This is a genomic window from Limosilactobacillus oris DSM 4864 (assembly GCF_001434465.1).
In the GTDB taxonomy this organism is placed as follows: domain Bacteria; phylum Bacillota; class Bacilli; order Lactobacillales; family Lactobacillaceae; genus Limosilactobacillus; species Limosilactobacillus oris.
On record NZ_AZGE01000024.1, the window covers coordinates 1 to 26,411 of the forward strand.

Below are 26,411 nucleotides of genomic sequence, written 5' to 3' on the forward strand. Positions count from 1 at the left end.
TTTTGTCTAACAATTATGAGGCACTTCAACGATTAAACGTATCCGGGTCTTTTCATCAGATTGGAATGAGTATGATGAAGGAGTATTCCGGATACTTGGCAATTATCCGGAAGTCCCAATGATAAAATCACTGCTGGCTAGCGGACATTAAGCTGCTAAACCAGAAGTAGTATGCATGTTTTACTTGTTGCATCGCTGATTTCATCATTACGGTCTCCTTGATTAACTGATTATTAGCTATTCTAATTAATTTCTAATGATTGTCAAGAAAAAATTGAGAAATTACCCCTCGGCAAATGCCAATAAGACGCTAGATAATGGCCTAAACTGCCTTTTTTATAATAAAAATTATTTAAGCTAAAATTAATTCACATTTTTCTACTATTACACTTGTGTTATATCACAGATATGTTATAATAGGTAACGTGAAGGAAGTGAATAGCGATGCAGATCGATATCAAGAGATACTTAGAAGTCCACAATTTAACGATTTACCAAGTATCCAAGCGTTCTGGCTATGGCTACACGACTTTACATAAATCATTCAATAAACCACAATCGAGTTCTACGTCGCTAAATCTACGCGACCTTGATGCTTTGGCACGAGCTGAGCACAAGGCGATGTGGGAAGTCCTTCGTGATTTAGAGAGTCATTATCTGAAACATGATGATGACGAGTCGTTGTAGCCAGTCGGCCCGATCGGCTGTTTAATAGATTAATTCTGACTACAATTTAACACTTGAAATTAACAATTAATTGAGGAGGTACTGCGTAATGGCACAAAATCCAATGGATCCATTTAACAGCGATATGAATGACATCTTTAACCAATTGATGGGTGGAATGAATGGCTCTGCAAACCGTCGTTACATGATCAATGGTCAAGAAGTAACTCCAGAAGAATTCGCACAATACCGGCAAAACGGTCAGCTGCCTGGTGGGGCAATGCCACAACAGGGCGGTCAGCCAGGTCCACAGCCAAGCGAAGGTAAGGAAAGCATCCTGCACAAGCTGGGCCGGAACTTGACGGAAGAAGCCCGTCAAGGCGAACTGGACCCCGTAATTGGCCGGAACAAGGAAATCCAAGAAACCGCTGAAATTTTAAGTCGGCGGACAAAGAACAACCCAGTCCTGGTTGGGGATGCTGGTGTTGGTAAGACGGCGGTTGTTGAAGGCTTGGCCCAAGCAATCGTTGACGGCAACGTTCCTGCACCAATCAAGGACAAGGAAATCATCAGTATTGATATTTCTGGTCTGGAAGCTGGAACTCAATACCGGGGCAGCTTTGAAGAAAACATGCAAAAGCTGATCGACGAAGTCAAGAAGGCGGGGAACATCATCCTCTTCTTCGATGAAATCCACCAAATCATCGGTGCTGGTTCAACTGGTTCTGACAGTGGCTCCAAGGGAATGTCCGACATCATCAAGCCGGCATTATCCCGGGGTGAAATCAGCGTCATCGGTGCAACTACTCAGGACGAATACCGGAACACCATTATGAAGGACGCTGCCTTAGCTCGGCGGTTCAACCCGGTAACGGTTAACGCACCAAGCAAGGCCGACACGATTGCGATCCTGAAGGGTATTCGGGACCTGTACGAACGTCACCACAACGTTAAGTTGCCAGACGACGTTCTGCAGGCAGCGGTTGACTACTCCGTTCAATACATGCCACAACGGGCTTTGCCTGACAAGGCCATCGACCTGATTGATATGACGGCCGCTCACCTGGCAGCAAAGCACCCAGCACATGATGCTAAGCAGATTGAAAAGGAAATCGAAGTTCAAGAAAAGAAGCAGAAGGAAGCAGCAAAGAAGGAAGACTACAAGGCTGCCCAGGCTGCTAAGGACAAGATTGCTGACCTGAAGAAGCAATTGAGCCAGAACTCCGAAGATGAAAAGGTTACGGCAACTCCAGAAGACGTTGCTAACGCCGTTGAACAGATGACTGGTATTCCGGTTTCCAAGATCGGTGCTAGTGATGTTGAACGTCTGAAGGACATGGACAAGCGCCTGGAAGGCAAAGTTATCGGCCAAGACGAAGCCGTGGAAGCCGTTGCCCGCGCTATTCGGCGGAACCGGGCCGGCTTCGATGAAGGGGAATCACCAATTGGCAGCTTCCTCTTCGTCGGCCCAACTGGTGTTGGTAAGACTGAACTGGCTAAGCAATTGGCTCTCGACATGTTCGGCTCTAAGAACGACATCATCCGGTTGGATATGTCTGAATACTCAGACCGGACTGCCGTTTCCAAGCTGATTGGGACGACCGCTGGTTACGTTGGTTACGATGATAACTCCAACACCCTGACCGAAAAGGTTCGTCGGCACCCATACTCCATCATCTTGCTGGATGAAATTGAAAAGGCTAACCCACAAGTGATTACCCTGCTTCTCCAAGTACTTGATGATGGCCGCCTGACTGATGGTCAAGGGAACACCATCGACTTCAAGAACACCGTGATCATTGCAACTTCTAACGCCGGCTACTCCAACGACGCACCGGTTAAGCTGGGCAATGACAACGACGAAGAAGACTTGATCAAGAAGTTGACCAACTACTTCCGTCCAGAATTCTTGAACCGGTTCAACGCCATCGTTGAATTCCACAGCCTGACGAAGGAAGACCTGCAAAAGATTGTTGACCTGATGCTGGCTGATGTTAACGCCACCCTGGCTAAGAAGGGCATGGACGTTAAGGTAACGCCTACTGCTAAGAAGTACCTGATTGACGAAGGTTACGACGAAGCCATGGGTGCTCGTCCACTGCGGCGGGTAATCGAACGGGAAATCCGTGACAAGGTCACTGACTACTACCTTGACCACCTGGATGCTAAGCACTTGGTTGCTGAAATGCAGGATGGCAAGCTGGTAATCGTTGACGCCAAGGACGCCGCTAAGGATGACAGCGACCAATACACTTCTCCGGAAGACAAAAAAGATGACGAAGCTAAGGACGACCAAGAAGACAAGTAGTCGTTAGCTGAATTGCTAAATAGGAAAACCGGTTGGTGAACATTTCACCAACCGGTTTTTTGTGTCTATTGGCTGAAAAAACTACCACTTGGCGGACGGAAAATGGTAATTTGCTGATAAAGTTGTAAAATGAAGGGTGTTTTATCATTATTTTTATTGAAGCATTGCAAGAATTAATGGGGGAAATATGAAAATCAAGGTTAAGGGAATTCTGACCGCCGCCACTGTCTGCGGGGCGGTTTTAATGGTCAATCAGCTGACCGCCAACGCCGCCGACCAGCAGGTGGCACCGGTAAATCTCACTGCCAGCGCGGCTGTTGCTAGCAGCCAAACTAGCAATCAATCGCTCCCGGCGGCGCCAGCCAGTCAGGTAGCGCCAAGCACGGTTAATGCTGTTAGCCAGCCGGCGGCGACACCCATCACTGCTAATAGCGATACTGGGAACTACGGCAACTTGGACGGGGCGGCCATTGTGGGGAACCAGGTTCAGTTACAAGGCTGGAACGCGAATGGGCAGGCCGGAAACCGTCCCTACCACACGATTATCGTGGTTGACCGAACCACTGGCCGGGAATTGCAGCGGCAGACGGTCCAACCGGTCAGCCGTCCAGACGTACAAACTGCTTTTCGCAACGTCACCAACGCGGTTAATTCAGGTTGGCAGGTCAGTTTTGACCTCAGTGATGGTAATGCCGATGCCTGGTTAAGCCATTCGCTAGCCATTGTCAGCCGGTACAGCAATGACCCGACAGCTAACAATACGGATGCCGATTACTGGTACGCCCCGATCACGTTTGACCAGCAGGAGAATGGCTACCTAGACAGCTGGCGGTTTGCTTCCGGCCACCTCACTGCTAGCGGCTGGCACGCGACTTCTGCCAGCTACCGCCAGCCCTACCATTGGATCATTATCTATGACCAGACCCTGGGTCGGGAAATCAAGCGGGTTCAAGTCAGCGACGCGGTCCGGCCGGATATTGCCAAATATTATGGTCGGACGTACGGTGCTGCCAAAGCTGGCTGGAACCTCGACTATGATTTTGGTACGGACAGCCGCTACCTCAACGACCAGCTCCAACTGATTTCACGGTATAGCGACGACCAGCAGGGTGGGGAAGGTCACCATATCGATTATTGGTACTCGCCGCTAAAGGCTGACCAAGCCAACCGGGCGAACCTTGATAATGTCACCATTGCTGGCGGCAAACTCAACCTGGCGGGCTGGCACGCGACAGATGGCAGCCTGGGAAGGGAGCACCACTTTATCATCCTGCTGGACGCTCAGGGGCACGAACTTGGCCGGTTACCGGTGAAGAACATTGCCCGGACAGACGTTGGCCGCGCCTTCGCGGGAATTTATAATTCTGCTAATTCTGGCTGGCAGGTTCAGTTTGACCTGACTAGCGCGCTGGTGGAAGGCCCGCTCCGGATCGTGAGCCGGTATAGCAGTGATCCCGCTGGCAACCGTGACTACGTTGACTACTGGTTTAACCCGGTGAACTTTAACCACAACCAGTACGCCATCACCAGTGTGGCAAAGCAGGACGGGGCATTGGTAATCAAGGGCTACCACGCCGCGGATGCTGCCTACCAGCAACCAAACCATTACGTGATTATCTATGATCTAACAGCCCACCAGCAGGTTGCGTCGGTGAAAACGCCGCTGACGGTGACCGAGCCGGGAGTCCAGCTCAGTGCCTACAACGCGGCCAATGCCAGTTTTACGGCGGTTTTCCCGCAACTCAGCTTAAACAGCGGCCACCAGTACGCCCTGGTTCTACGTTATTCCGCGAATAGTCAAGGAAATGGTGACGAGGGTGGTCGCCAAAATGACACCTGGCTAACCTTATCTAGTGCCAACCGGGGCTGGCTGGACAGCTTTCAGCTCAGCGATGGTCGGCTCAAAGTCAGCGGCTGGCACGCCAGCGACTTTGAGCTGGTCGCGCCCTACCACTTCCTGATCGTGTATGACAATACTGCTCACCAACAAGTGGCAGCCAAGCTGGTCACTGGCAATGCGGCGCGGCCGGATGTCCAGCGGAGCAATGCTGGAATCGCCACGGCTACCGCTTCCGGATTCAACTGTGATTTTGGTCAGCTTGCCCTACACGCCGGCCATTCCTATTCTATCGTCAGTCGGTATTCGACTATTAGTACCGGCAACGGTGATAACGGCAGTGCTAGTCACCAGGATTACTGGATGCCAGCGGTGACGCTCGACCAGGCGCACGCATCCATTGACGGTTTGACCGCGGCCGCTGGCGGCATCCGGGTAGCCGGGTGGCTCGCCACTGACCAGCTGCTTGATAAGCCGTTTGCGTATGTGATTGGCTTGTATAACGGCAAGGAGTTCGGCCGCCAGAAAATTAGCTTTAACGACCGCCCTGATGTTGCACGAGCATACTCACAGACCTACCAAAGCGGGCACAGCGGCTTTGACCTGGTAGTGCCAACAAACAACACTGTGTTTAAGCAAGGCCAGCTCAGCTTTATCATGCGGGTAACCGATGATCCAGCCGGTAACGGTCATGCCAGTGACCTGAACAGTCAGAGCTACGCTGTTAACGCTGGTGAAGTCACTGGTGTCTACAAGCCGACGACCAATGCGGTCGATTTCTGGCTGGCACGCGGCAATGGGGCAGAGCTCCCGGCCGTACCAGTACCTGATTGTGACCGACTTGAACGGGCACGAATTTTACCGGCGGCCGTTGAACGAAACGAATTCTAACTTGACGACCAGCGCCGGGGCTCGGCAGGCGGGCTGGATTGCTGGTGCTGGCAATTCTGCCTTTGCACTGACCCTGCCAGTAACGGAGCAGATGAACCACCGGGGAATTCGCGTAATTCACCGCTATACCGATGATGCAGCTGGTAACGGCGATTACATTGACTGGTGGTCGCCAGAGATTGATATTAATACTGGCTTCCAGTCATTAAATGGTGGGACGGTCTATTATGATCCCGCGACTGGTCAGCTGGCGACCGGCTGGCGGAACGTGGCCGGCAACAACTATTACTTTGCGGACGGTTACCAGATGAAGCCGGGTTCTGACGACTGGGTTTATAATGACCAGCTCCACGGGCAGATGTACACGGGTGTGCAGTGGGCCGATGGACACTGTTACGACTTTGGTCGGGACGGAGTTGCTCATGCGCAGTCGTGGAACGATGGCTGGTCATGGCCGTTTCCTGCTAGCGGCGAGGGTTCCTTTGCCTTTGGGCAGGGTTTTGGCTATAACTGGGCTGGCCGGACAAACAGCTACCACGATGGCTTGGACTTTGGGGCCTACGATCATCCGGGTGCCGACGTTCACGCGGTCCACGGCGGCCGGGTCATTGATATTGCGACGGTGCGGGACCAGCAAGCACGGGACCTCTGGTGGTACGCCCTGGTCTGGGATGGTCGAACCCTCTTCGTTTACCAGGAAGCCTTTTCTAACCGGAGCCGGATTATTGTCAATGTCGGCGACCTCGTCTACCCTGGACAGGTGATTGGCTACCGGGACCTGTCGCACCTGCACTTGGGGATGAACACCAGCCCGAACTACCGGATGGACCTCGCCCACTCTTATCAGCCAAACTGGACGGATTCCTCTCAGGCGACTGGTTCAGGGAGCTGGATCGACCCCGAATGGGCACTACGGGTGCGCCCGTACTAGGCTTTTGTTTCATGTGAAACGGTGCGCTTGCCGCCTTTTTGCTCTTGCTTTAAAAGCTGCTATCGCTGATAATTGGTGTAAGGGTTTGCAACGTGCAAACTGTGGATGTGTGATTTGGATTTAATTGATGGAGGAATTAATATGAGCAAGATTTTTGCGTTCAGTATCCGGAAAGATGAAGAACCATACTTGAAAGAATGGGCCGCGGCGCATCCAGAAGTCGAGGTTGATTACACGGACAAACTGCTGACGCCAGACACGGCGGCATTAGCCAAGGGTGCCGACGGGGTGGTTGTCTACCAGCAATTGGATTACACTCCAGAGACTCTGCAGGCGCTGGCAGACTTGGGGATTACCAAGATGTCCCTGCGGAACGTCGGGGTTGATAACATCGACATGGATAAGGCGAAGGAATTAGGCTTCGAAATTACTAACGTGCCGGTGTACTCACCAAACGCCATTGCTGAACACGCTGCAATCCAGGCAGCCCGTGTCTTACGGCAGGCAAAGCAGATGGATGAAAAGATGGCCCATGGTGACCTGCGGTGGGCGCCAACGATTGGCCGGGAAGTCCGTGACCAAACCGTTGGGGTAATTGGAACGGGTCATATCGGCCGGGTCTTCATGCAGATTATGGAGGGCTTTGGTGCAAAGGTAATTGCCTACGATGTCTTTAAGAACCCTGAATTGGAAGAGAAGGGTTACTACGTTGACTCCTTAGACGACTTATACAAGCAGTCAGACGTTGTTTCCCTCCACGTCCCAGCGATGAAGGACAACTACCACATGATCAACGAGGAAACAATCGCCAAAATGAAGGACGATGCCGTTCTGGTCAACGTTTCCCGGGGACCGCTGGTGGACACTGCCGCGGTTGCTAAGGCGTTGGATGATGGGAAGCTATTTGGCTTCGTGATGGACACCTACGAGGGTGAAGTTGGCGTCTTCAACGAGGACTGGACTGACAAGGAATTCCCAGACCCACTGCTCAAGGACCTGATTGACCGGCCAAACGTTCTAGTAACGCCACACACGGCCTTCTACACTACCCACGCCGTTCGCAACATGGTGGTCAAGGCCTTTGATAACAACCTGGCAATGGTTGAAGGGCAAGAACCAGATACACCGGTGGAAGTTGGCTAAGGGATTAATTAAATAAAAGAGAGTATTATAGTATGCAAACAGCCTCCAAACTCGGAAAATCCGAACTTGGAGGCTGTTTTTATGCTCTAAAGATGGGCTTGATGGGAGAAGACCACCTATACTAACTTATTTACGGTTTATCATTGGCCGCATGAAATCATTGTTGACGTGGTACTCAACTGGCAGCTCATTAGTCGGCAGGTTGAGCTCGTAGGCCAGCCGTTCGGGATCGATCTGGTCCGCCACGTTCACCGTTCCCCGGTACTGGAAACTGAACTTGCGGGCAATGGCCTGCATGGCCTTATTGAGGCGATGAGTATCGAGGCGGAAGTTGGTATAGCCACGCTCCTGGCCGATGGTGAGCAGGTTGGAAAAGAGGAAGGTACTTAGGTGCTGTCCCCGCGCCTGGTTGCCAATCGCCACCCGGTGAATAGTCAGGTAGGGGTTGTCATCGTCACTCCATGCCCCGCCCTGGAGCTGCTGGTAGCTTTCTTCAGGGCCAGGCACCATGGTTGCCACGCCGACAACTTGTTCGTCGACCACCAAGGCCCAAGAGAGGTGGTGGGTGATATCATTAATAATTGTGCGGCGGTCGGGATGTCCGTCTTGCCATTGCGGACTGCCGGCAGTTTTTAATGCGTTTTTGGCGTCCTCAATAATGCGGTTGATTGCAGGCAAGTCACGCATATAGGTCCGTCGTAAGTAAATCGTACTCAATTAATTCACCTCATTAGGTATTACTGTTTTTATTATCGTTAAATTGTGGTGAAGAATCAAGGGCCAGTGTTGGTTCCTGAAATTGGTTTGCGGTAAAATAAAAGGCAGGATTGAGAAAGAGGGGGATGAGTGAGATGGATTTAACCTGGGAAATTATTCGCTGGGTGTTGCTGGCGGTGATTATCATTAACGAGCTAGCGGCCATCTTTACCGTCTTCCGTGAAAAACGCGATATTGCGGCCACCTGGGCCTGGCTACTGGTTCTGACCCTGATTCCGGTAATTGGTTTTATTATTTACGCCTTTCTGGGCCGAAAACCAACCCATAAGCGTTTAAACCGGATTAAATCGCAGACCCGGCTGAAACTAAAAGAAGCAGTGGAACGGCAGAAAAAACAGTTTCGCAATATGCCCAAACCGAAGTACTCGGTCACGCAAATTTACCGGCGGACGATTATGCTCTTCCAGAGTATCGATGAATCCTTCCTCAGCCGGCACAACCGGGTGGCGGTCTTTACCGACGGCCACCAGCTGTTTAAGCAGATGTTTGATGACATTGCCGCGGCAAAGGAAAGTATCCACATTGAGTTTTATACCATTTACAATGACCGCATCGGGAACCAGTTGCGGACCCTGCTCGAGCAGAAGGCAGCCGAGGGTGTCGAGGTGCGGGTCCTTTATGATTCCTGGGGTTCCATGGGGGTCAAGCCGAGCTTTTACGCGAACCTGCGTGATTTGGGCGGGTACGCGACGCCTTTCCTGATGACCCGGAGCAACTTCTTCGACTTTCGGATTAACTACCGGGACCACCGGAAAATCGTGGTGCTGGACGGTAAAATTGGCTACGTTGGCGGCTTCAACGTCGGTGACCAGTACCTCGGCCGGGTCGCAAAGTTTGGCCCGTGGCGCGACACCCATCTGCGGGTCGTCGGCGGGGCGGTTTTTGGAATGCAACGACAGTTTATTGGTGATTGGAATGCCTCGGTGAAGAGGGCTGAGTCACGGATCGAACACTACCACCCCTATTTTCCTGAAATTGATGTTAAGGACGGGACGACGGCGATGCAGACGGTCGCGAGCGGTCCCGAGGGGGAGCTGGAAAAAATCAAGATGGGCTACCTGCGGCTGATCAACGCGGCCCAGGACCACATTTGGATTCAGACGCCCTACCTCATCCCGGATGACAGTATCCTCGACGCGCTCCGGGTGGCGGCCCACTCAGGGATTGACGTGCGGATCATGATTCCCTGCAAGCCGGACCACCCCTTTGTCTACCGGGCGACCCAGTACTACGCCCAGTCGCTGGCGGCCCAGGGGGTCACGATATACACCTACCAGAAGGGCTTCCTGCATTCTAAGACGATTACGATTGATGGGCGGATGGCGTCAGTGGGGTCAGCGAACCTTGATTTCCGCAGCTTCAAGCTCAACTTCGAAATCAATGCCTTTATCTACGACTTCAAGCTGACGGACCAGCTCGAGCAGATCTTCGTCAATGACATCCGGGATTGCCGGGTGATGACTGCCGAGCGCTTTGCCCAGCAGTCCCGCTGGCTGAAATTCAAGCAGTATTTCTCCCGCCTGCTGTCACCGATTCTGTAAAGAACAAACCCGCTCTGACGTCATTGGCGCCGGAGCGGGTTTTGTATTAGTTAAGTCATAATTTTAAAATACCAATTATAAATCCACTGTAAGTTGATAGGCGGTCGGTCGCTGTGACTTTTTAATTCTGCTTGGACCTCATTTAGGATCCGCTGCAGTTGAGGGGAAACTTTTTGCCCATGAGAAAGCGTGCCGTTAGAGTCAAAATCGATGTCTTTTATCTTATAATCTTTAAACTCTTCTTTGGAGTAAGCGTAGGACAGCTGGCTATTAGAAATCTCCAGGTAGTCGCCAGGTTTAAGGACACTTTCTTTGGTAATATCGGTGATATGGAAGCCATGCAAGCCTTCTTTGGAGAAATTTTGAACATGGTAATTAGGGAGATAGCGAGCCGGCATGTTAGTCCACGCCAGGGTCTTGATAAACGGGTACTGATTTTGGGGATGCTTCATGTGAGTGGCATAGTAATAGTTGTATCTGATGATGCTGTACGCACTATAAGCCGGTATGACCATGCTAAGGATGATACTAAGAAGCACTATGCCAACCTGAGCTTTTGCTTTCATGACTTGTTTCCTCCTGAAAAGTGTCGCTTAGAAAAGGAGAGAGCGAAATTTGCAGTTTTAATTCTTGCCGTTCCTAGTGCTGCTATATCGGTTGACCGCATACTAAAACTTTTTTTGATATAGCCAGTTAAAGTACCAGTTATAAATTTTTTGCAGGTTAATCAGTGGCTTTTTACTATTCCGCTTTAGTTCGGCTTGGGTATCGTTGAGAACCTGAAGTAGTCCTTTCCCCAGGTCTTTTCTATCATAGGGGATAATTGTCCCAGTAGAATCTGGAACTGCTAACCCTACTACATCATCATTATTAAAATTTTTTTTAGAAGTAGCGTATGAAATGAAAGATGGACGTATTTCTAAATAATCTCCTTTTCTAATTACGTTTTGTTTAGTAAGAGTATTATCTTGGATATCCTTCTTTTTGAAATACTCAATGTGGAATTCGGGTAAATATTCAGGTGGCAATTTTGTCAGTCCTAATGCAGGAAGGAAGGGGTACTGATAGCGTCGATGCTTCATATGCGTGGCATAGTAATAGTTATATTCTTCTAAGTTATAGGGAACGTACATAATTGCCCATAGGCCGAGCAAGGCAAGGATACCGATGGTAATCCAGAGTTTCTTTTTCATGGACATCACCCTAACTTTTTACGAATTTAGCCAATTAAAGTACCAATTATAAATCCACTGTAAGTTAATTAGCGGCCGGTCGCTGTTACGCTTGAGCTCATCTTGCATATCATTCAGAGTGCGGTAAAGTGTTTGGCCCATGTTTTTCTTTTCTGTGTTGGAAAGATGACCGTTTTCACTGAAGTCGATGTATAATGACTTGCCATTTTCGAATTGCTCTTTAGAATGTGCATAGGCGAGTGAGTAACTATTAAGCCGTAAATAATCTCCCTTTTCGATTACATTTGTTTTCGCAATGTAACAGGTAGGCGGCTCTGTGGTGCTATTAGCAATAGTATAATTAGGAAGATAATTAGAAGGCATAGTATTCATTGACGTAGCTGTCACAAATGGATATTGATTCTTAGGGTGTTTCATGTGAGTGGCATAATAAAAATTGTATTTGCCTAGATTGTTTGCCCCATAGGAAAATGCCCCAACGATTAGAATGAGGCTAAGTAGGGTCCAAAACCACGTTTTTAATTTCATCATTATCTCCTCCTGAAAATTCGACGAACAAAGCGTCGTGCACGACTAAAGCTGCGTTTAACCGATGAGACAACCCGGTGGTAGGTCCGTTTCACGAAGTTTCCTGCTCGTTGGAAAGTTCGGCGAACGCCAGAATAAATTTGCCGGCCGGTAGAAACTGCTCGGTGATAGAAGCGTTGGACAGGTCGAGCAATGTACCGCTGGAACGGTCGAGCGACATATCTTTGAAAACGGTTAGTTACCCACCCACTAAAGGAAGTACCTAAGCGGAGAAGACCATTTTGGGTTTGAGCTCCTCTCCTATTTAAGTCATCCATCGCGGCTTTCCTCCCTCGTTTCCCCTTCAACATTTCCTGCAATCCCTGAATGTAACCAAGTGAGGCTAAACCGATAGTAACGAAACTTAATTTAGTTATACTAAGAATAGTTTGTTCATCTAATTTGTTGCTCAATTTACGCCGTTGTGAGTTTATTTTATTTGTCGGCTGATTATAGTGCTGGCGTAAAGTTGCAGAAAGACTTTTTTTGGAATTCAGGATAGCAAAAATATCTGTATCGGCTTTATAGTCATCGGCACCCATATGTGTCCAGAAATCACCATAATAGCCGTTAGCAAGCGCCCACTCCGCAACCGAAGGAGAAATATGTTTAAAATGGGTCTTCAGCCAGTGCCGGTTTAATAAATAACCGATTGGTTGAAAGGGCATATTGAGAGCTAAACGATGAAGTGTAGAAACACCGAATCGATGGTCTAAGGAACTTCCACCCGTAACACCCAAATGTCCAAGGTCTACCTTTCCACTTCCACTTGAGTGTTTATCAGAGATAATTCTATAAAATTCATTAACATTTTTATATGCTGAATGACCTTTTAGGAACTTTTTAAGAGAGTCGCTTGTGTACGAAGAAACGTGCGATGTCGATGCCTGTTTACGGTCTTTAGAATATTTAGCTGCATTTCCCATATAGTAAAGCTGATCACGTTTAATGTGTTCTTCGCTATACCCTCGTTTCTTTCCCTCTGCCCGAATAGCGTCTAGGACAGAGAATAAAATTTTTTGGTCATATTTATTAAAACCGGTATTCTTCTGAAACCAATCCGTCCGTTGCTTTTTCCGCACCTGCTTGTTGACGTGCTTTCGTGGCAGGTAAATATTAACGTTTACCCGGGGAAGCTGGTACAGTGGCCGGGCATTGCCACCTTGCCAGTTGCTTGCTGGACGGTAGACGGCGGGTTGCGCCCGGTAGTTCCCAGTTGCGGCATAGCCTGCCGTCCAGCCGCTGGCATAGCGCTGACTTGGCTGGGACGCCGGAATCTTCTTATACACGAACCGCACTGTTTGGTCACTGCCGACAACCACTGTTTGCTCGGTCGGTGTTTGGTAGCCCGACACCTGGTTGGGCTGGAGCCGTAGGAGGGCACCCTTATAGGTGTCAATCTTCTGTGGCTCCGCCAGTTGCCGTCCCTGTTCATCGACCGTTTCAACGGTTACCAGGTATTTCGGCAGGTAAGTGTAGGTAATCACCTCCTGGTCTGGGGAAATGATGTTTGTGCTGGTTTCCCGCAGGACATAGCGGTCAATCGTCGGTGCATCCGGGACTACTGGAAAGTCATTCGTTCCCTTTAGTTCCGTTGTTGGTCGTAACTCTTTGCCCTCATCGTCAACGTATTTCAGCGTCAGATGGGTCTGCCGGTTGATAATCAGCTTGGTTTGCAGGGCCGAGCCGAAGAGGTCGTACCGCACTCCCGCCGCGAACTGGTAAAGGTTGGTATTAGCGGGTGCCGGTGAGAAAAAGGCGTAGGTGAAATTGCTCAAGAAAGCAACCCCGAGATAACCGCCGTAAGGCAAGTCCCGGTCTCCGTTCAGGTTAATCCCGGTTTGGCTGTCATCGTAAACGATACCGTCTTGGATATTCAAGTTGGTTTCACTAGGAAAGACTGCCGCCAGGTTTGCGAGGTTAGTCGCAACACCCTGGCCGACGTCGATGTCGGTGGTGATAAAGGAGACCAGAATCGGCATTTCTTCAAAGGTGTCGTGCTTGACAATTTGGTAGTCAATTTGAATTGAGTTGGCGCCCCGGTAGAGGACGACGATGGAGTTGTTGTCACTCCCTGGGATGTATTGCTGGCCGGTAAAGGCAATTCCCTTGGTGAACCGGCGGTGGCCCATCCCAGAATACGCGTTCCAGATGTCAGCGTCGGTATTCTTAATCGTGTAAATCAGGTCTAGGTCGATTCCCGACAGAGTCTTCCCGATATAGGTAATCCGGCCGGAATCGCCCTTGTTAAAGGAATAGGCGGTCACAGGCTCGCTTGGATTCTCCTTACCCCAATAAGTTCCCTCGTTGATAATGCCGACCGCATGGCCTCTGATGGGGATAACCTCGGTATCTTCTGTCCAGCCAAGCCCGTCCTTGGTTAGCAGGTTATCGTTCGTGAAGTGGTCGGTCTTCACCGTTACTTGGACCGGGTCAAAAACCTCAATCCCGGTAGTGTTAACGTCGGGTTCGCCTTCCACTTTGGTGCTGACGACCTTCGGCGGCTGTTTTCAGCTGGTGTAGTCGTTGCCGCCGCAGTGGACTGAGCGTTGGTTACTGGCGCGGCGTTATCATCTGCTTAGGTGGCTTGGCAACTTAGTACCAGGCTTGCCATCACGGCAGCACTGATCAGAAATGAATATTTTGTTTTACGCATCGCTGGAATTCCTCCCAAATTTCAGTGGTGTTTTTTATTGAAAATGATTATATCTTAATGAAATTTTAATGTAAATATTAAATTATGCTAATTTTACTCCAGGCGAAAATATGTTCGGCTAGTATGATAAAATGTGGATAGGATTTTTACGCAAAGGGGCGGATTATTGTGGGTAAACTTGGCTTTGTGATTGGCACGGCGGCGAAGGACCACCAGGAGGTCTTGGTGGACCAGTTAGCTGACCAGCTAGAGACAGCACCGGCGGCGGATACCTTCTTTTACATCGTGCCGAACCATATCAAGTTTCAGACGGAAATTACGGTGCTCGACCAGCTGCGGGCCCGAGAAGGGAAGGGGGGCGCCGACCGGTTCGCGGCCTCCCGTGTCCAGGTCCTTTCACTGAGCCGGCTGGCCTGGTACCTCCTGCGTGATACTCCAGCCCTGCAACGACCACGCCTGTCAAAAATCGGCCTGACGATGCTGGTCGCCAAAGTGGTGCAGGATCACGCTGCTGACCTTCAGCTCTTTGCCAGCGAAGCCCAGCAGCCCGGCTTCATCCAAAAACTAACCGACCAGCTGACCGAGCTAGCGAACGCCAACGTCAGCGCTGCCGACCTGACGGCACTCCTCCGGCAGGCCCAGCATGATGACAATGCTAGTATCAACCAGGCTTGGCTGGCGAAAATGCACGACGTTGAGCTAATTTACCATGCTTACGAAGAACGGGTCCAGGGTAAATTCATGGGCAATACCGAGCTCTACCAACAACTGGCCCAGTTCCTGCAATCCCAACCAGCAGCAAAGCGGATGCACTTTTTCATTGACCGCTTTGCCCAGTTTACCCCCGGTGAGCAGCAGGTCGTCGACGCGATGATCCTTAACGGAGCCTCGACGACCGTTTCCTTCGTCCTCGACCGGGGCTATCCTGACCAGACCCACCCCGACCAAAGTGAGTTGCCCGGGTCAACGGACCTCTTTTACCCTGCCGCGATGCAGTACCACCGCCTCTGGGACTTTGCCCGCCAGCACCCACAGGAAGTCGACCTGGTACCAAACGTCCTAGTTGCGACTAAGGACCGGGTGAGTCCAACCTTAACGGCAGTCGACCGCTTCTTCGCTGATTATATTAAAAAGCCGTTAGATTTAACGGCCGGAAATGAAGCAGTCGACCCCGCCGACCTGCAATTCATCACGACGGTCAACCGGCGGACGGAGCTGGAACGGGTGGCAACGATGATTCACCAACTGGTGGCGACCAAGGGCTACCGCTACCGGGACTTTTTGGTATTGAGCCGGCACCTGGATAAGTACCAGACCCTGCTGGCGCCGACCTTTGCGGCCCACCAGATCCCCGTCTTTAATGACCATGAACGGCGGATGGACAACCACCCCCTGGTGACTCTCCTGACAGCGCTGTTTAACCTGCCGCTCTACCACTACCGGACCGCCGACATCATGCAGCTGCTCAAAACCTGGCTGCTGGCGGAGTACCAGCCAGCGACCGGTGACTACCAGGTCCTTGACCAGGATGCCGTCTTCGCGACCGAAAACTGGTGTCTCAAGCGGGCCGTTGAGGGGCAACGGGTCTGGATGGATGCCGAATCGCCGCTCTGGCAGGTCGGCGATTCCACGGCTGCCCCAGTGAACCAGCTGCAGGAACAGTTGAGCCGTGTACGGGCATTCGTGGCAGACCGCATCATGTCCTTCTTTGCCGACCTTAAAACGGTGACTACGGGCCGTGAATTGGCAGCCAAGACCTACCAATTTTTGGTTGACAATGGGGTCGTCAAGCGGCTGACGGACTGGCAAAAGTACCAGAGTACCCGGGACTTAGACCTCGCTCGCCAGCCCCAGCAGGTATGGGGGACTTTCTGCCAAATTTTAGACGAATATGTCCAATTGCTGGGTGACACGCCGGTTAATGCCGATAACTTCACCGCTACGTTGACTAATTTCAGCGAGCTGCTCCAGGCGGGCTTCGCGGCGGCCCAGTATTCGCAAATCCCGGCGACCCTCGACCAGGTAATGGTTTCCGAAACGGGGATCGTGCAAAACCAGGACCGCAAGATTGTCTTCATGATTGGCTCAACCGATGACGTCATGCCCGAGGTCCAGCAGCAGGAGAGCCTGCTGACCGACCAGGATAAGGAACTGTTGGCAAACTACCTGGACCCGGCGACCCAGTACCTTCCGGCAGGGCCGCAGGACCAGTTGCGGACAGAACCCTTCCTCCACTACTCCGGAATGATGACTGGGACCGAGAAGCTGATTATGCTGGCGCCGACCGCCAGCGATGATGACCAGCCCCTGACCCCGTCAGCTTACCTGACCGACATGGCTCGTTACTTTGACCAGCCGGTGGCGGCCGTTCCCCTGGTAGCTAGTCCAGCGGGGCAGCAGCGGGTGCCGGATTACGTCAGCACCCCCGCCGCGACCCTCAGCCAGCTGGTGCAGGTCGAACGCCAGGCCCGGAATGACCAGCCGAAGGGTCCCATCGTATTGGCACCCGGCTGGCAGGCCGTTCGCCAAGCCCTGGTGGATGAAATTGCCCACCTCCGTCACGCCCCGCGGGCCGCGGACCAGCGCGCCGGTCGAGAATTAGCCGCCCGGCTCAGCCTGATTACAGCGGGCTTTAACTACCGCAACCAGGTTGATGACCTTGGCGAGCAGCTGGCCGCCGCTCTCTACCTCCGCCATAATCATGATCAGCAGATCCTCTATTCGTCGATTTCCCAGTTGCAAGACTACTACGTCAACCCGTACGAATACTTCTTGAAGTATGGGCTTGGTCTGAAAAAACGTGATCAGCTGACGATGTCGGTCGACCGGATCGGAACCTTCTTCCACAAGGCGATGGAGTGGTTCGTCAGCGCGGTTAATGCCGACCAGCAGTTGTCTTTTGCCGGTTTGGCTGAAAATCCCGCCCAACTTAATGACCTAATCAAGCGGGCGCTGGCGGTTGCCAAGGATGACCAGCCCGACCTCGCCATCCTGACGGCCAGTTCCAATCAGGCGGCCTTCCAGTACCAGCAGTTAACCAGGATCGTGCGGACGATGCTGACGATTCTCTGCTGGCAGGCGAAGTACACGGCCGCCCAGCCCCTGGACACGGAAATTCGCTTTGGCCGGCTGGGAGCCGCCAAGGAGGATGACCTGCGGCCGCTGGAATACCCGCTGCGGCCAGCCAACACCCACGTTTACCTGCGGGGGCGGATTGACCGGATCGACCAACTTAACCAGGACAACAAGGATTACCTGACGGTCGTCGACTACAAGTCCGGCAACCGGATCTTTGACCTAACTGCGGCCTATTACGGACTATCGCTCCAGCTATTGGCCTACCTGAACGCCATCAGCAGCAACCGGCACCAGTTGCCGGCCCGGCTCAACCCAACGGCGGGTGACCTGCAGCTAGCCGGGGCCCTTTACCTGCATTTGAGCAACCCGGTAATCAATGCCGCCAAGCTCAAACCCGGCACGGACCTGGACACGGTACGGATGCAGCAGCACCAGTACAAGGGGTTGCTGCTCAATGATCCAGCGCTCTTGAAACAACTCGACAAGAACCTCGACCAGCAAAAGTCACTTCTGTATCCGCTCCGGGAACGGGGGGACAAGATCCTTGGCAATAAGGATGCCCTCTTGGTCACTCCTGACCAGCTTGCCTGGCTGCAAAACCGTAACAAGCAGCTGATTATCGGTGCCGGCAACGACATCGTTGCGGGGAAGGTCGCCCTCAAGCCGTACCGTTTGCTGACCGGCAGTAATTGGCAAACCGGCCTCGACTACACCGACTTCGGTGATATTTACCAGTTTGATAACATGCTCGACCAGCAGAATTACCGGCAGCTGGACCCCCGCTTGGCCCAGGACGAATTCGACCAGCTGGCCGCCGACGATGAAGAGAAAGGAGACAAGTAATGGCAGACTTTAAGCCCACCCCGGCCCAACAACAAGCGATCAGTGACCGGGACCAGAACATTATCGTGTCCGCGTCGGCTGGCTCTGGGAAAACCGCCGTGCTCGTCAACCGGGCCGTGGACCTGATCAAGGAAGGCCGGGCGACGGTCGATCGGATGCTGTTGGTGACCTTTACCGACGCGGCCGCTAAGAATATGCGGGACAAGATCCGCCAGCGGATGCAGGAGGTTGCCCAGGCTGAACCCCGCTTGCGGGACCTGATGAATGAACAGGTCAACCGGCTAGCGGTGGCCGATATCAGCACGATTCACGCTTTCTGTTTGAAGCTAATCAAACGCTACTACTTCTTAATTGGCTTAGACCCGCAATTCCGCCTGCTGACCGATGATACCGAGCGCCTCCTGCTCCAGGAGGACGTCCTCCACCAGGTCAACGAACAGTTTTACGCGTCGGCCGACGAGGAAAGTGACGATTCCGCCTCCTTTGGCCAGCTGGTGCTCAATTTTTCTAGTGACCGGGACGACCAAGGCTTAAACGACCTGGTCCTCAAGCTGATGGAGATTGCCAACGCCCAGCCAGATCCCGAGCAGTGGCTGGCCCAGTTGCCAACCAGCTACCAGCTCAATGGTCCGGTGCTTGACTCGGCCTTTTACCAACGCCAGCTCCTGCCCCTGGTTCTGCAACGGCTCGACCAGCTCCGCCACGACTTTGCGGAGTTGACCCAGCGTGCTGACCAGGAGGGGCTGAGCAAGGCCCGGGAGGTCTTGGAAGACGACCAGGTGATTCTGAACCAGCTCCAAGCGGCCCTCGACCCGGCCCATCTGACCAGCGACCAGCTCCAAGCCATCCTCGGCGGAGTGTCGTTTGGCAGCTTTAGCGGGCGGCCCAAAAAAGGGGCCGCTGTCTATGATGACTTTAAGGCCCTCAACCAGGAGCGCAACCAGCTGAAAAAGGAGTGGCCGACCGTAGCCGCTACGGTGGCGGACAAGGATGCCGCCCTTGCCCAGCTAGACCAATTTAGCGCCCGTTTCCAAGAATTACGTGACCGGGCTGCGGCGGCCCAGCTAGATGACAAAACGCTGACTTCCCTGGACAAGGACCTCCAGCAGTTTGCCCAGGCCCGGCAGCTGCTCGTGCCCGACTCCTGGAACGCAGTTCGGGCGATTATTCGCGGGGCCAAGTTCCGGACGATGGCGGGAAAACCCAAGGGGGACCCGGTGGCGGCCGACGTTTACGCGACCCTGACCGCTTCCCGCCAGGCACTGAAAAAGCAGCTGACGGGTATTCAGGACAGTTTCTTTGCCTACGATGAGGACCAGTTTCAGGAAATTTCCCACCAGTCCCAGCGCTTACTGACCAAGCTTAGCCAGGTGACTGTGGCCTTTCGCCGGGCCTACCAGCAGGTTAAGCTGAGCCGGCACGTCTTAGAGTTCAGTGACCTGGAGCACTACGCCTACCAGATTTTGACCCCACCGGCGGACCAGCCCGACTGGCAGGAACTGGTAGCGAACTTACAACGGCACTACCAGGAAATCATGGTCGACGAATATCAGGACACTAACCGCCTGCAGGAAGCAATCCTGACCCGGTTGACCAACCCGGACCAGCATAATATGTTCATGGTCGGCGACGTCAAGCAGTCCATTTACCGCTTCCGCCAGGCTGACCCGTCACTCTTCCTGCACAAGTACCAGCGTTATCGCCAGCCGGGAGCCGAGGACGAGGCGATTGTCCTCGGGGAAAACTTCCGCTCGATGAGCAACGTTACCGACTTTACCAACCTCCTCTTCGCCCAGCTGATGGGGGCGGACGTTGGTGAAATTGAATATGACCAGGCGGCCCACCTCAAATATGCGGCCACCTACTACGAAACAGCTGACAACCAGCCCCGGCCGACGGAGATTCTGCTCTACGACGCCAACGCAGACCAGGGTGCCATTAAGAAATCACCGGACCAGCATGAGGATGACAAGCTGGCGGGTGAACTGAAGATGGTCGGAATGCGGATCAAGCAGATGGTTGCTAATGAGGAACAGATTTTTGACCCCGCGACCCAGCAATTGCGGCCGATTAACTATGGTGATATTGTCCTGCTGGAACGGACGAAGAGTATCAATAATACCCTAATGGAAGAATTCAGCAAGCTGGAAATTCCGCTGACCGTCCATGACGTTGAGAGCTACTTCCAGGCGACCGAGGTCCGGGTGATGATGGCCCTCCTCCGGCTGATTGATAATCCCCACCAGGATATCCCGCTGGTGGCCGTGCTCCGGTCGCCACTGGTGGGCTTGTCGACCAAGGAACTGGCCTTTATCCGTCTGCAAAACCGGTCGGCAAACTACTACGGTGCCCTGCAAACTTTTAAGAGCAACTATGCCAACGCCGACCGACACCTGATTAAGCCGGAGCTGTTAAACGCAACAGCGACGGCTGACCAGCCCGACCCAGTGGCGGTCCTCTATGACAAGGTCAGTCACTTTTTGGACCAGCTGGCGACCTTCCGCCAAACGGCCCAGCAGCAGTCCTTGGTGGACCTGATTTGGCAAATTTATAACGAGACCGGCTACCTGGACTACGTGGGCGCAATGCCTGGCGGGGCGCAACGGCAGGCGAACCTGCACGCCTTCTACCAGCGAGCCCATGACTACGAACAGAGTAGTTTTAAGGGCCTCTACCAGTTCATCCGCTTCATTGAAAAAATGCAGGAACACGATAAGGACCTGGGAGTGGCACCGACCCAGCTGGTTAAGAACACCGTCAACGTGATGACAATCCACGGTAGCAAGGGACTGCAATTTCCAATTGTCTTCCTGATTGACGCTACCCACGGCTTTAACCAGCAGGCGACCCGGGAGACAGCGGTGGTCGATGCCATCAACAAGGTCGGGATCGAGTACACCGACCCGGAAGAGGTGCGTTACGATACACCCCAGCGGCAGGCTATCATCAGTGCCGTTCAGCAGGGGGAACGGGCCGAAGACCTCCGGGTGCTGTACGTGGCTTTGACCAGGGCCGAGCAGCGCCTAGTCATCACTGGGTCATTTAATGAAGAAAACCGGCGGCAAAACCTTGCCAGCGCCTGGACCCGTTGGCAAAAGGCCTTCCAGTCACCAGCAACCCTGCTTGGCCCCCAGCTCCGGGTCAACGCCCGGTCCTTCATGGATTGGATTGGGTTGGCCCTGGCCCGGTCGACCAAATTTCGGGCAAAGCAGGTGGCACCGGCGGGGATGGAACTGGACGAAAGCGCTATGGCGGACTACCAGCACTACCAGCCGCTCTTTGCTGGCCAGCGGTTCACCGTAGGGTGCTATACCGCTGCGGACGTTACGGAAAAGTTAGCCAGCCTGCAAGAGCAGCAGGAAGGAACTGTGCTGACGGACCAGACTGCAATCGACCATGAGCAGTTAAAGCAGATCAAACAGCTGCTCGGGGCGCGCTACCCGTACCAGGTGGCGACGAAGACCACGGCCTACCAGTCCGTGACCGATGTCAAGCGGCTCTTTGAATACCCTGACAACGCGGTGGAAGCCCAGTGGGACTACGAGCAGCAGCAACGGGAAAAACAGGCCCAGGGGATTTACTTTAACAACCACTTCGCGGAACCAGCCTTTATTAAACAAGCGGATGAGCAACCGGCAGCGACAACCATCGGGACGGCCACCCACTTAGTTTTCCAGAAGCTGCCCTTAACGGCGGGGGAGGTCAGTCCGACCCTGGTAGCAGATGAAGTCCAACGGCTCGTGGATCAGGGACTGATGACCCCGGCGGTGGCGGCCAAAATCAACATCACCGGGGTCGCTCGCTTCTTCCAAACGGCCGTGGGTCAGCAGGTTCTGGCGGCCCCGGAGCATTACCACCAGGAAGAGCCCTTTGCGATGGTGATGAACGGCGCGGAACTCTTTAAGGAGATCAAGACCAGCGACCAGGAGCAGGTCCTCCTCCACGGAATCATTGACGGCTACCTGGAGACGCCGACTGGCATTATCCTGGTGGACTACAAGACCGACCACCTGCGGCCCGGCTTTGAGGAAGCGGAGATTGTTGACCGCTACCGGGGGCAGTTAAACCTTTACAAGGAGGCCTTAGGGCTGATGAAACCACTTCCGGTTGTTCAAATGGGCTTATATCTGGTAGAATCAGAACAGTTCATAACAATTTGATTATTAGTGGTGGGGGTAGTTTACTTGTCAACAATTAAAGACATTGCGCAAGCCGCAGGGGTATCGGTTTCGACCGCTTCTCGGGCGTTGAATAACAACCCGCGGATCAGCCTCAAGACCCGGCAGCGGGTGAAAGAGATTGCTGATCAGCTGGGCTATCTGCCAAACTATAACGCGCAGAATTTGACCCGGGGCGAGTCGAACATGGTGGGGCTGGTTTTTCCAGTTACCAGCGATACGGCCCCTGCCAACCCCTTCCACATTGACCTGATGCGGGGAATCAGCGTGGCCTTAAAACCCCTCCACTACGAGATGGTGGTGGCAATTGCACCAACCGCTGACGAGTTGTTGGAGAGCGTCCAGTCGATGGTCAACCAGTCCAAGGTCCATAACTTCCTTGTCTTCTACACGGTGGAAAATGACCCAGTGACGAACTACCTGCGTGAGCATCAGCTGAACTTTGTGGTCATCGGTCACCCAACTGCCAACCACCCCGACCGGTATGTCGATAACGATAACGTCGCGGCGGGGGAGGAGGCAACGGCCCACCTGCTAGATAAGCACCCAGTCAACCACCCGGCCTTTCTGCAGTCGGCTGACGACTGGGTCTACGAACATTCCCGCCGGCTTGGCTATGAGGCCTGCCTGGAAGGACGGGGCCTGACCGCGTATACTTGGCGCTGCCAGGATGGTGGGGAGTCGGTCACCGACTTCTTAGCGGCCCACCCGGAGGTTGATTCGCTGGTCTGTGCCGATGACCTGCTGTTGGTGCGGATCAACGACCAGCTGCAGTCGACGGGCTTCCCGGTAGTTTGCTTTAACAATAGCCGGCTGGTGGGGATGCTCCTGCGTGACAACGAGCGGATTGATATGCAACCGCGGAAGTTAGGGCAGGAGGCGGTCAACCTCTTGTTTGACCCGGCCGCCCACCACCGCATTGTGGACTTTACCATTTACGATTAGTAGCAAGTAGAAAATTTGAAATAAAATAAATTTGTCCCTTGACCTGGAGTCGGCTCCAGGTAATATGCTTTGCTTAGCATCAAAATTAGCAAAACACGAAAGGGGCATTTTATTATGCAATCAATTCAATTTCCAAGCCGGTTTTTACCCGGGACCACTGATAACTTTGTTTCTAACGAGGTTATTACTAGTGATTTGACAACTGTTGATGTTTGGCGTTACCTAGTTGACACTTCCAAGTGGGAACACTATTACGACAACGCTTCTAATATTAGGTTGACTAATGGCGAAAATAGTCTTTTGCACTATGCGGAACGTTTTCACTTTGATACTTTTGGATTCCCAATTGACGCTCAGGTAATGGAGCTGGTGGCGCCGAGTGATGATGATCCCGCAGCACGTTTGGCTTGGCATGGCTGGAACAAGGGTGATGCGGATTCCAGTATTGATGTCTATCATGCTTTCTTAATTGAGCAACTACCTGATAACCGGGTTCGCCTGTTAACCCAGGAATCGCAAATTGGTAAGGCCGCTGCTGAATTGGCGGTCCAGCACCCTAATCCGATGCTCAACGGGCACCAAGCATGGCTCGATGGCTTAGTGAAGGCAGCAAAGGAAAACTATTAGGAGAGTGATTATAATGACTAACCAAACATGGATGGTAACCGGTACTTCAAGTGGTTTTGGCAAGGAACTTGCGCTACAATTAGCACAGAAAACTGGTATTCAATTAATTGCTACTGCCCGTAAGGAAAGCGACCTTGACTACCTGGATCAGTATGACCATGGTCAAATTAAAAAGATCCTGGTTGATGTTGCTAAATCAAAAGAAATTCAGCGAGCGGTCCAGGAAGCCTTGGCTTTTACCGAGCAAGTTGACGTGCTGGTCAACAATGCCGGGCTAGGTTACTTTTCAACTATTGAAGAAAGCAACATGGCAACCGTTCGTTATATGTTTGAAGTCAACGTCTTTGGTTTGGCGGAAATGACTAAGGCGCTCTTGCCACAGTTTCGACAGCACCGGTCGGGGACGATTGTTAATATTTCCTCGGCGCTGGCGCTGACGACACTGCCAACGATGGGCTTTTATTCGGCCACAAAATACGCAGTCGAAGGGTATTCTGATACTTTACGAAAAGAATTGGCACCATTGGGTATTCATGTGCTGACGGTGGAACCGAGTGGGGCCCGGACAAACTGGGCTGGTTCTTCGTCCCAAAAGGAACTACCACAAATTACTGACTATGCCAACTTTCAGCAGATGGTGGAGACAATGGATGAGGGGGTTACTAAGTCTCCTGGCAACCCAAAGTTAATTGCCAAGGCGATTATTGAGGCTGTTGAAAATCCTGATACTCCAGACCATCTGCCACTGGGCAACTTTGCTTATAAGGGTAGTTTGGAAAACTTGCGTGGCCTGACTAGGGAGATTGAGCACTACAAAGATATTTCACTATCAACGGATGATTAATGAGAGGAAAATAATGGCTAGCAGTTACAGTATCGGCCAGGTTGCAAATCTACTTGGCCTTACAATTGACACAATTCGCTACTATGATAAGCAAGGGTTACTACCGTTCGTGAAAAAAGATGGTAGCGGCCGGCGCGTTTTTACGGAAAATGATGTTCACCTGATGCGGACGATTATTTGCTTGAAAAACGCAGGTGTATCGGTAAACGACATTGGCGAGTTTATCAATATGCGGATGGTCGGTGACTCGACCTTAAAAGCACGGGCCCAGCTCTTAGCAAGGCACGAACAAAATCTCCAAACCGAGATTAACGACTTGCTTGATACGATGAGTTATCTTAAATTTAAGGAATGGTATTACCAAAGCGCAGTGGCGGCCGGTACTGAGAAGATTCACTTTGTTCCGGGTAGTAACAAAGTGGTACCTGACTTAACTAAACAATATGAGCAACATTTACTAGAAAATGGTCAGACCGCTGAACTAGCCCGTTTTCGGGAGGTTAAAGATTACCGTAACCGTCAGCATTAAGGAGGAGAAAGCAGATGGATAAGGAAACAGCTCGTCAACGGATTATAGAGACAGCGAACCGTCGCTATGCAACAAAGAAGTACAATCCGCACAAACACATTAGCGCTGCCGATTGGCGGACGATTCTCGAAGTTGGCCGACTATCACCGAGTTCATTTGGCTATGAACCCTGGCGTTTTCTGTTAATTAATAATCGTAAAATCCGTGATGATATTAGGCCATTTGCATGGGGAGCCGTCAATAGTTTGGATGGTGCGGATAAAGTTTTAATCATCCTTGCTAGGACAGATGTGACTTATAATAGTGACTATGTGAGGAACCTAGTAGAGCAGGTAAAGGGCAAACGCTACTCGACAGACTCAATTCAGTCCCAGCATTTTAAGGATTTCCAAGAGCATGACCTGCAATTAGATAGTGACAGAGCTCGTTTTGATTGGGCCAGCAAGCAAACCTATATTGCAATGGCTAACATGATGATGGCAGCTGCTGAACTGGGGATTGATTCGTGCCCGATTGAGGGCTTTAACTATGCTAAGCTGAATGCCTACTTAGCTGAGAAGGGGTTTATAGATCCGCATGATTGGCAGGTGTCCGTGATGGTAAGTTTTGGCTACCGAAATCAACCAATTAAGCCTAAAGTCCGCCAGCAGCTTAGTGCTATTTACCAGGAATTAGATTAAACTGAGATAGTATTTTAATTAGGCCTATGCTAGAATACTGATGATAATTTGATAACGAATGACGTCCGTTGCGGGCACCCGTCCGTAATAGCACGGGGAGTATGGGGGCATCTATCATTGCGATAGGTGTCCTTTTTTCGTGCAATTATCAGGCTCTTCGTCAAGAAGTACTGATGA

The 26,411-nt window shown here is 52.1% G+C and carries 17 protein-coding genes; 12 read left to right on the forward strand and 5 right to left on the reverse strand.

Annotated elements, in window-relative coordinates; genetic code table 11:
- Positions 1-444 precede the first annotated feature (444 nt).
- The 4 genes from FC49_RS07585 to FC49_RS07600 all read left to right on the forward strand — a co-directional run bounded on the left by FC49_RS07585 (position 445) and on the right by FC49_RS07600 (position 7,776).
- Positions 445-687 carry a hypothetical protein gene (locus FC49_RS07585; protein WP_034537711.1) on the forward strand — a complete coding sequence of 81 codons (243 nt, stop codon included), beginning with the start codon at positions 445-447 and terminating at the stop codon, positions 685-687.
- A gap of 88 nt (positions 688-775) precedes the next feature.
- On the forward strand, positions 776-2,974 hold the full coding sequence (locus FC49_RS07590) for an ATP-dependent Clp protease ATP-binding subunit (RefSeq protein WP_003713237.1): 2,199 nt from the start codon (positions 776-778) through the stop codon (positions 2,972-2,974).
- A gap of 187 nt (positions 2,975-3,161) precedes the next feature.
- Positions 3,162-5,702 (forward strand): hypothetical protein, encoded by a 2,541-nt coding sequence (locus tag FC49_RS07595; protein ID WP_235804893.1) that lies wholly within the window; start codon positions 3,162-3,164, stop codon positions 5,700-5,702.
- A 1,072-nt stretch (positions 5,703-6,774) separates the two neighbouring features.
- Positions 6,775-7,776: a D-2-hydroxyacid dehydrogenase gene (locus tag FC49_RS07600; protein WP_003715633.1), complete on the forward strand. Its 1,002-nt coding sequence runs from the start codon at positions 6,775-6,777 to the stop codon at positions 7,774-7,776.
- Between the two features lie 126 nt (positions 7,777-7,902).
- Here FC49_RS07600 and FC49_RS07605 read toward each other — a convergent pair whose 3' ends face one another.
- Positions 7,903-8,493, reverse strand: a complete 591-nt coding sequence (locus FC49_RS07605) for a GNAT family N-acetyltransferase (protein WP_003713260.1) — start codon at positions 8,491-8,493, stop codon at positions 7,903-7,905.
- 134 nt (positions 8,494-8,627) lie between these two features.
- Between FC49_RS07605 and cls the strand changes: the two genes are divergently transcribed.
- The gene (gene cls / locus FC49_RS07610) at positions 8,628-10,094 is read left to right on the forward strand and encodes a cardiolipin synthase (RefSeq protein WP_003713264.1); all 1,467 of its coding nucleotides are present in this window, start codon (positions 8,628-8,630) and stop codon (positions 10,092-10,094) included.
- Between the two features lie 50 nt (positions 10,095-10,144).
- On the opposite strand, the gene FC49_RS07615 is transcribed toward cls, so the two are convergent.
- The 4 genes from FC49_RS07615 to FC49_RS07630 form a co-directional block, all read right to left on the reverse strand.
- Complete coding sequence (locus FC49_RS07615; RefSeq protein WP_003713250.1) at positions 10,145-10,660, reverse strand: hypothetical protein; 516 nt, start codon at positions 10,658-10,660, stop codon at positions 10,145-10,147.
- Positions 10,661-10,762: 102 nt separating this feature from the next.
- Positions 10,763-11,287 (reverse strand): hypothetical protein, encoded by a 525-nt coding sequence (locus FC49_RS07620; RefSeq protein WP_003713231.1) that lies wholly within the window; start codon positions 11,285-11,287, stop codon positions 10,763-10,765.
- An 18-nt stretch (positions 11,288-11,305) separates the two neighbouring features.
- Positions 11,306-11,818, reverse strand: coding sequence for a hypothetical protein (locus FC49_RS07625; protein ID WP_003713247.1), 513 nt, complete (start codon positions 11,816-11,818; stop codon positions 11,306-11,308).
- Positions 11,818-14,334, reverse strand: coding sequence for a MucBP domain-containing protein (locus FC49_RS07630; RefSeq protein WP_003713244.1), 2,517 nt, complete (start codon positions 14,332-14,334; stop codon positions 11,818-11,820). The genes FC49_RS07625 and FC49_RS07630 overlap by 1 nt, the downstream gene beginning before the upstream one ends.
- 344 nt (positions 14,335-14,678) lie before the next feature.
- Between FC49_RS07630 and FC49_RS07635 the strand changes: the two genes are divergently transcribed.
- The 7 genes from FC49_RS07635 to FC49_RS07665 all read left to right on the forward strand — a co-directional run bounded on the left by FC49_RS07635 (position 14,679) and on the right by FC49_RS07665 (position 26,234).
- Positions 14,679-18,431, forward strand: coding sequence for a PD-(D/E)XK nuclease family protein (locus FC49_RS07635; RefSeq protein WP_056984693.1), 3,753 nt, complete (start codon positions 14,679-14,681; stop codon positions 18,429-18,431).
- Positions 18,431-22,591, forward strand: coding sequence for a helicase-exonuclease AddAB subunit AddA (gene addA / locus FC49_RS07640; RefSeq protein ID WP_056984694.1), 4,161 nt, complete (start codon positions 18,431-18,433; stop codon positions 22,589-22,591). The genes FC49_RS07635 and addA overlap by 1 nt, the downstream gene beginning before the upstream one ends.
- A gap of 24 nt (positions 22,592-22,615) precedes the next feature.
- Positions 22,616-23,554 (forward strand): LacI family DNA-binding transcriptional regulator, encoded by a 939-nt coding sequence (locus FC49_RS07645; protein WP_003713262.1) that lies wholly within the window; start codon positions 22,616-22,618, stop codon positions 23,552-23,554.
- A gap of 114 nt (positions 23,555-23,668) precedes the next feature.
- Complete coding sequence (locus FC49_RS07650) at positions 23,669-24,181, forward strand: SRPBCC family protein (RefSeq protein ID WP_056984695.1); 513 nt, start codon at positions 23,669-23,671, stop codon at positions 24,179-24,181.
- A 13-nt stretch (positions 24,182-24,194) separates the two neighbouring features.
- Positions 24,195-25,025: an SDR family NAD(P)-dependent oxidoreductase gene (locus FC49_RS07655; protein WP_056984696.1), complete on the forward strand. Its 831-nt coding sequence runs from the start codon at positions 24,195-24,197 to the stop codon at positions 25,023-25,025.
- A gap of 13 nt (positions 25,026-25,038) precedes the next feature.
- Positions 25,039-25,554, forward strand: coding sequence for a MerR family transcriptional regulator (locus FC49_RS07660; RefSeq protein WP_056984698.1), 516 nt, complete (start codon positions 25,039-25,041; stop codon positions 25,552-25,554).
- Between the two features lie 14 nt (positions 25,555-25,568).
- On the forward strand, positions 25,569-26,234 hold the full coding sequence (locus FC49_RS07665) for an NAD(P)H-dependent oxidoreductase (protein WP_056984697.1): 666 nt from the start codon (positions 25,569-25,571) through the stop codon (positions 26,232-26,234).
- Positions 26,235-26,411 lie beyond the last annotated feature (177 nt).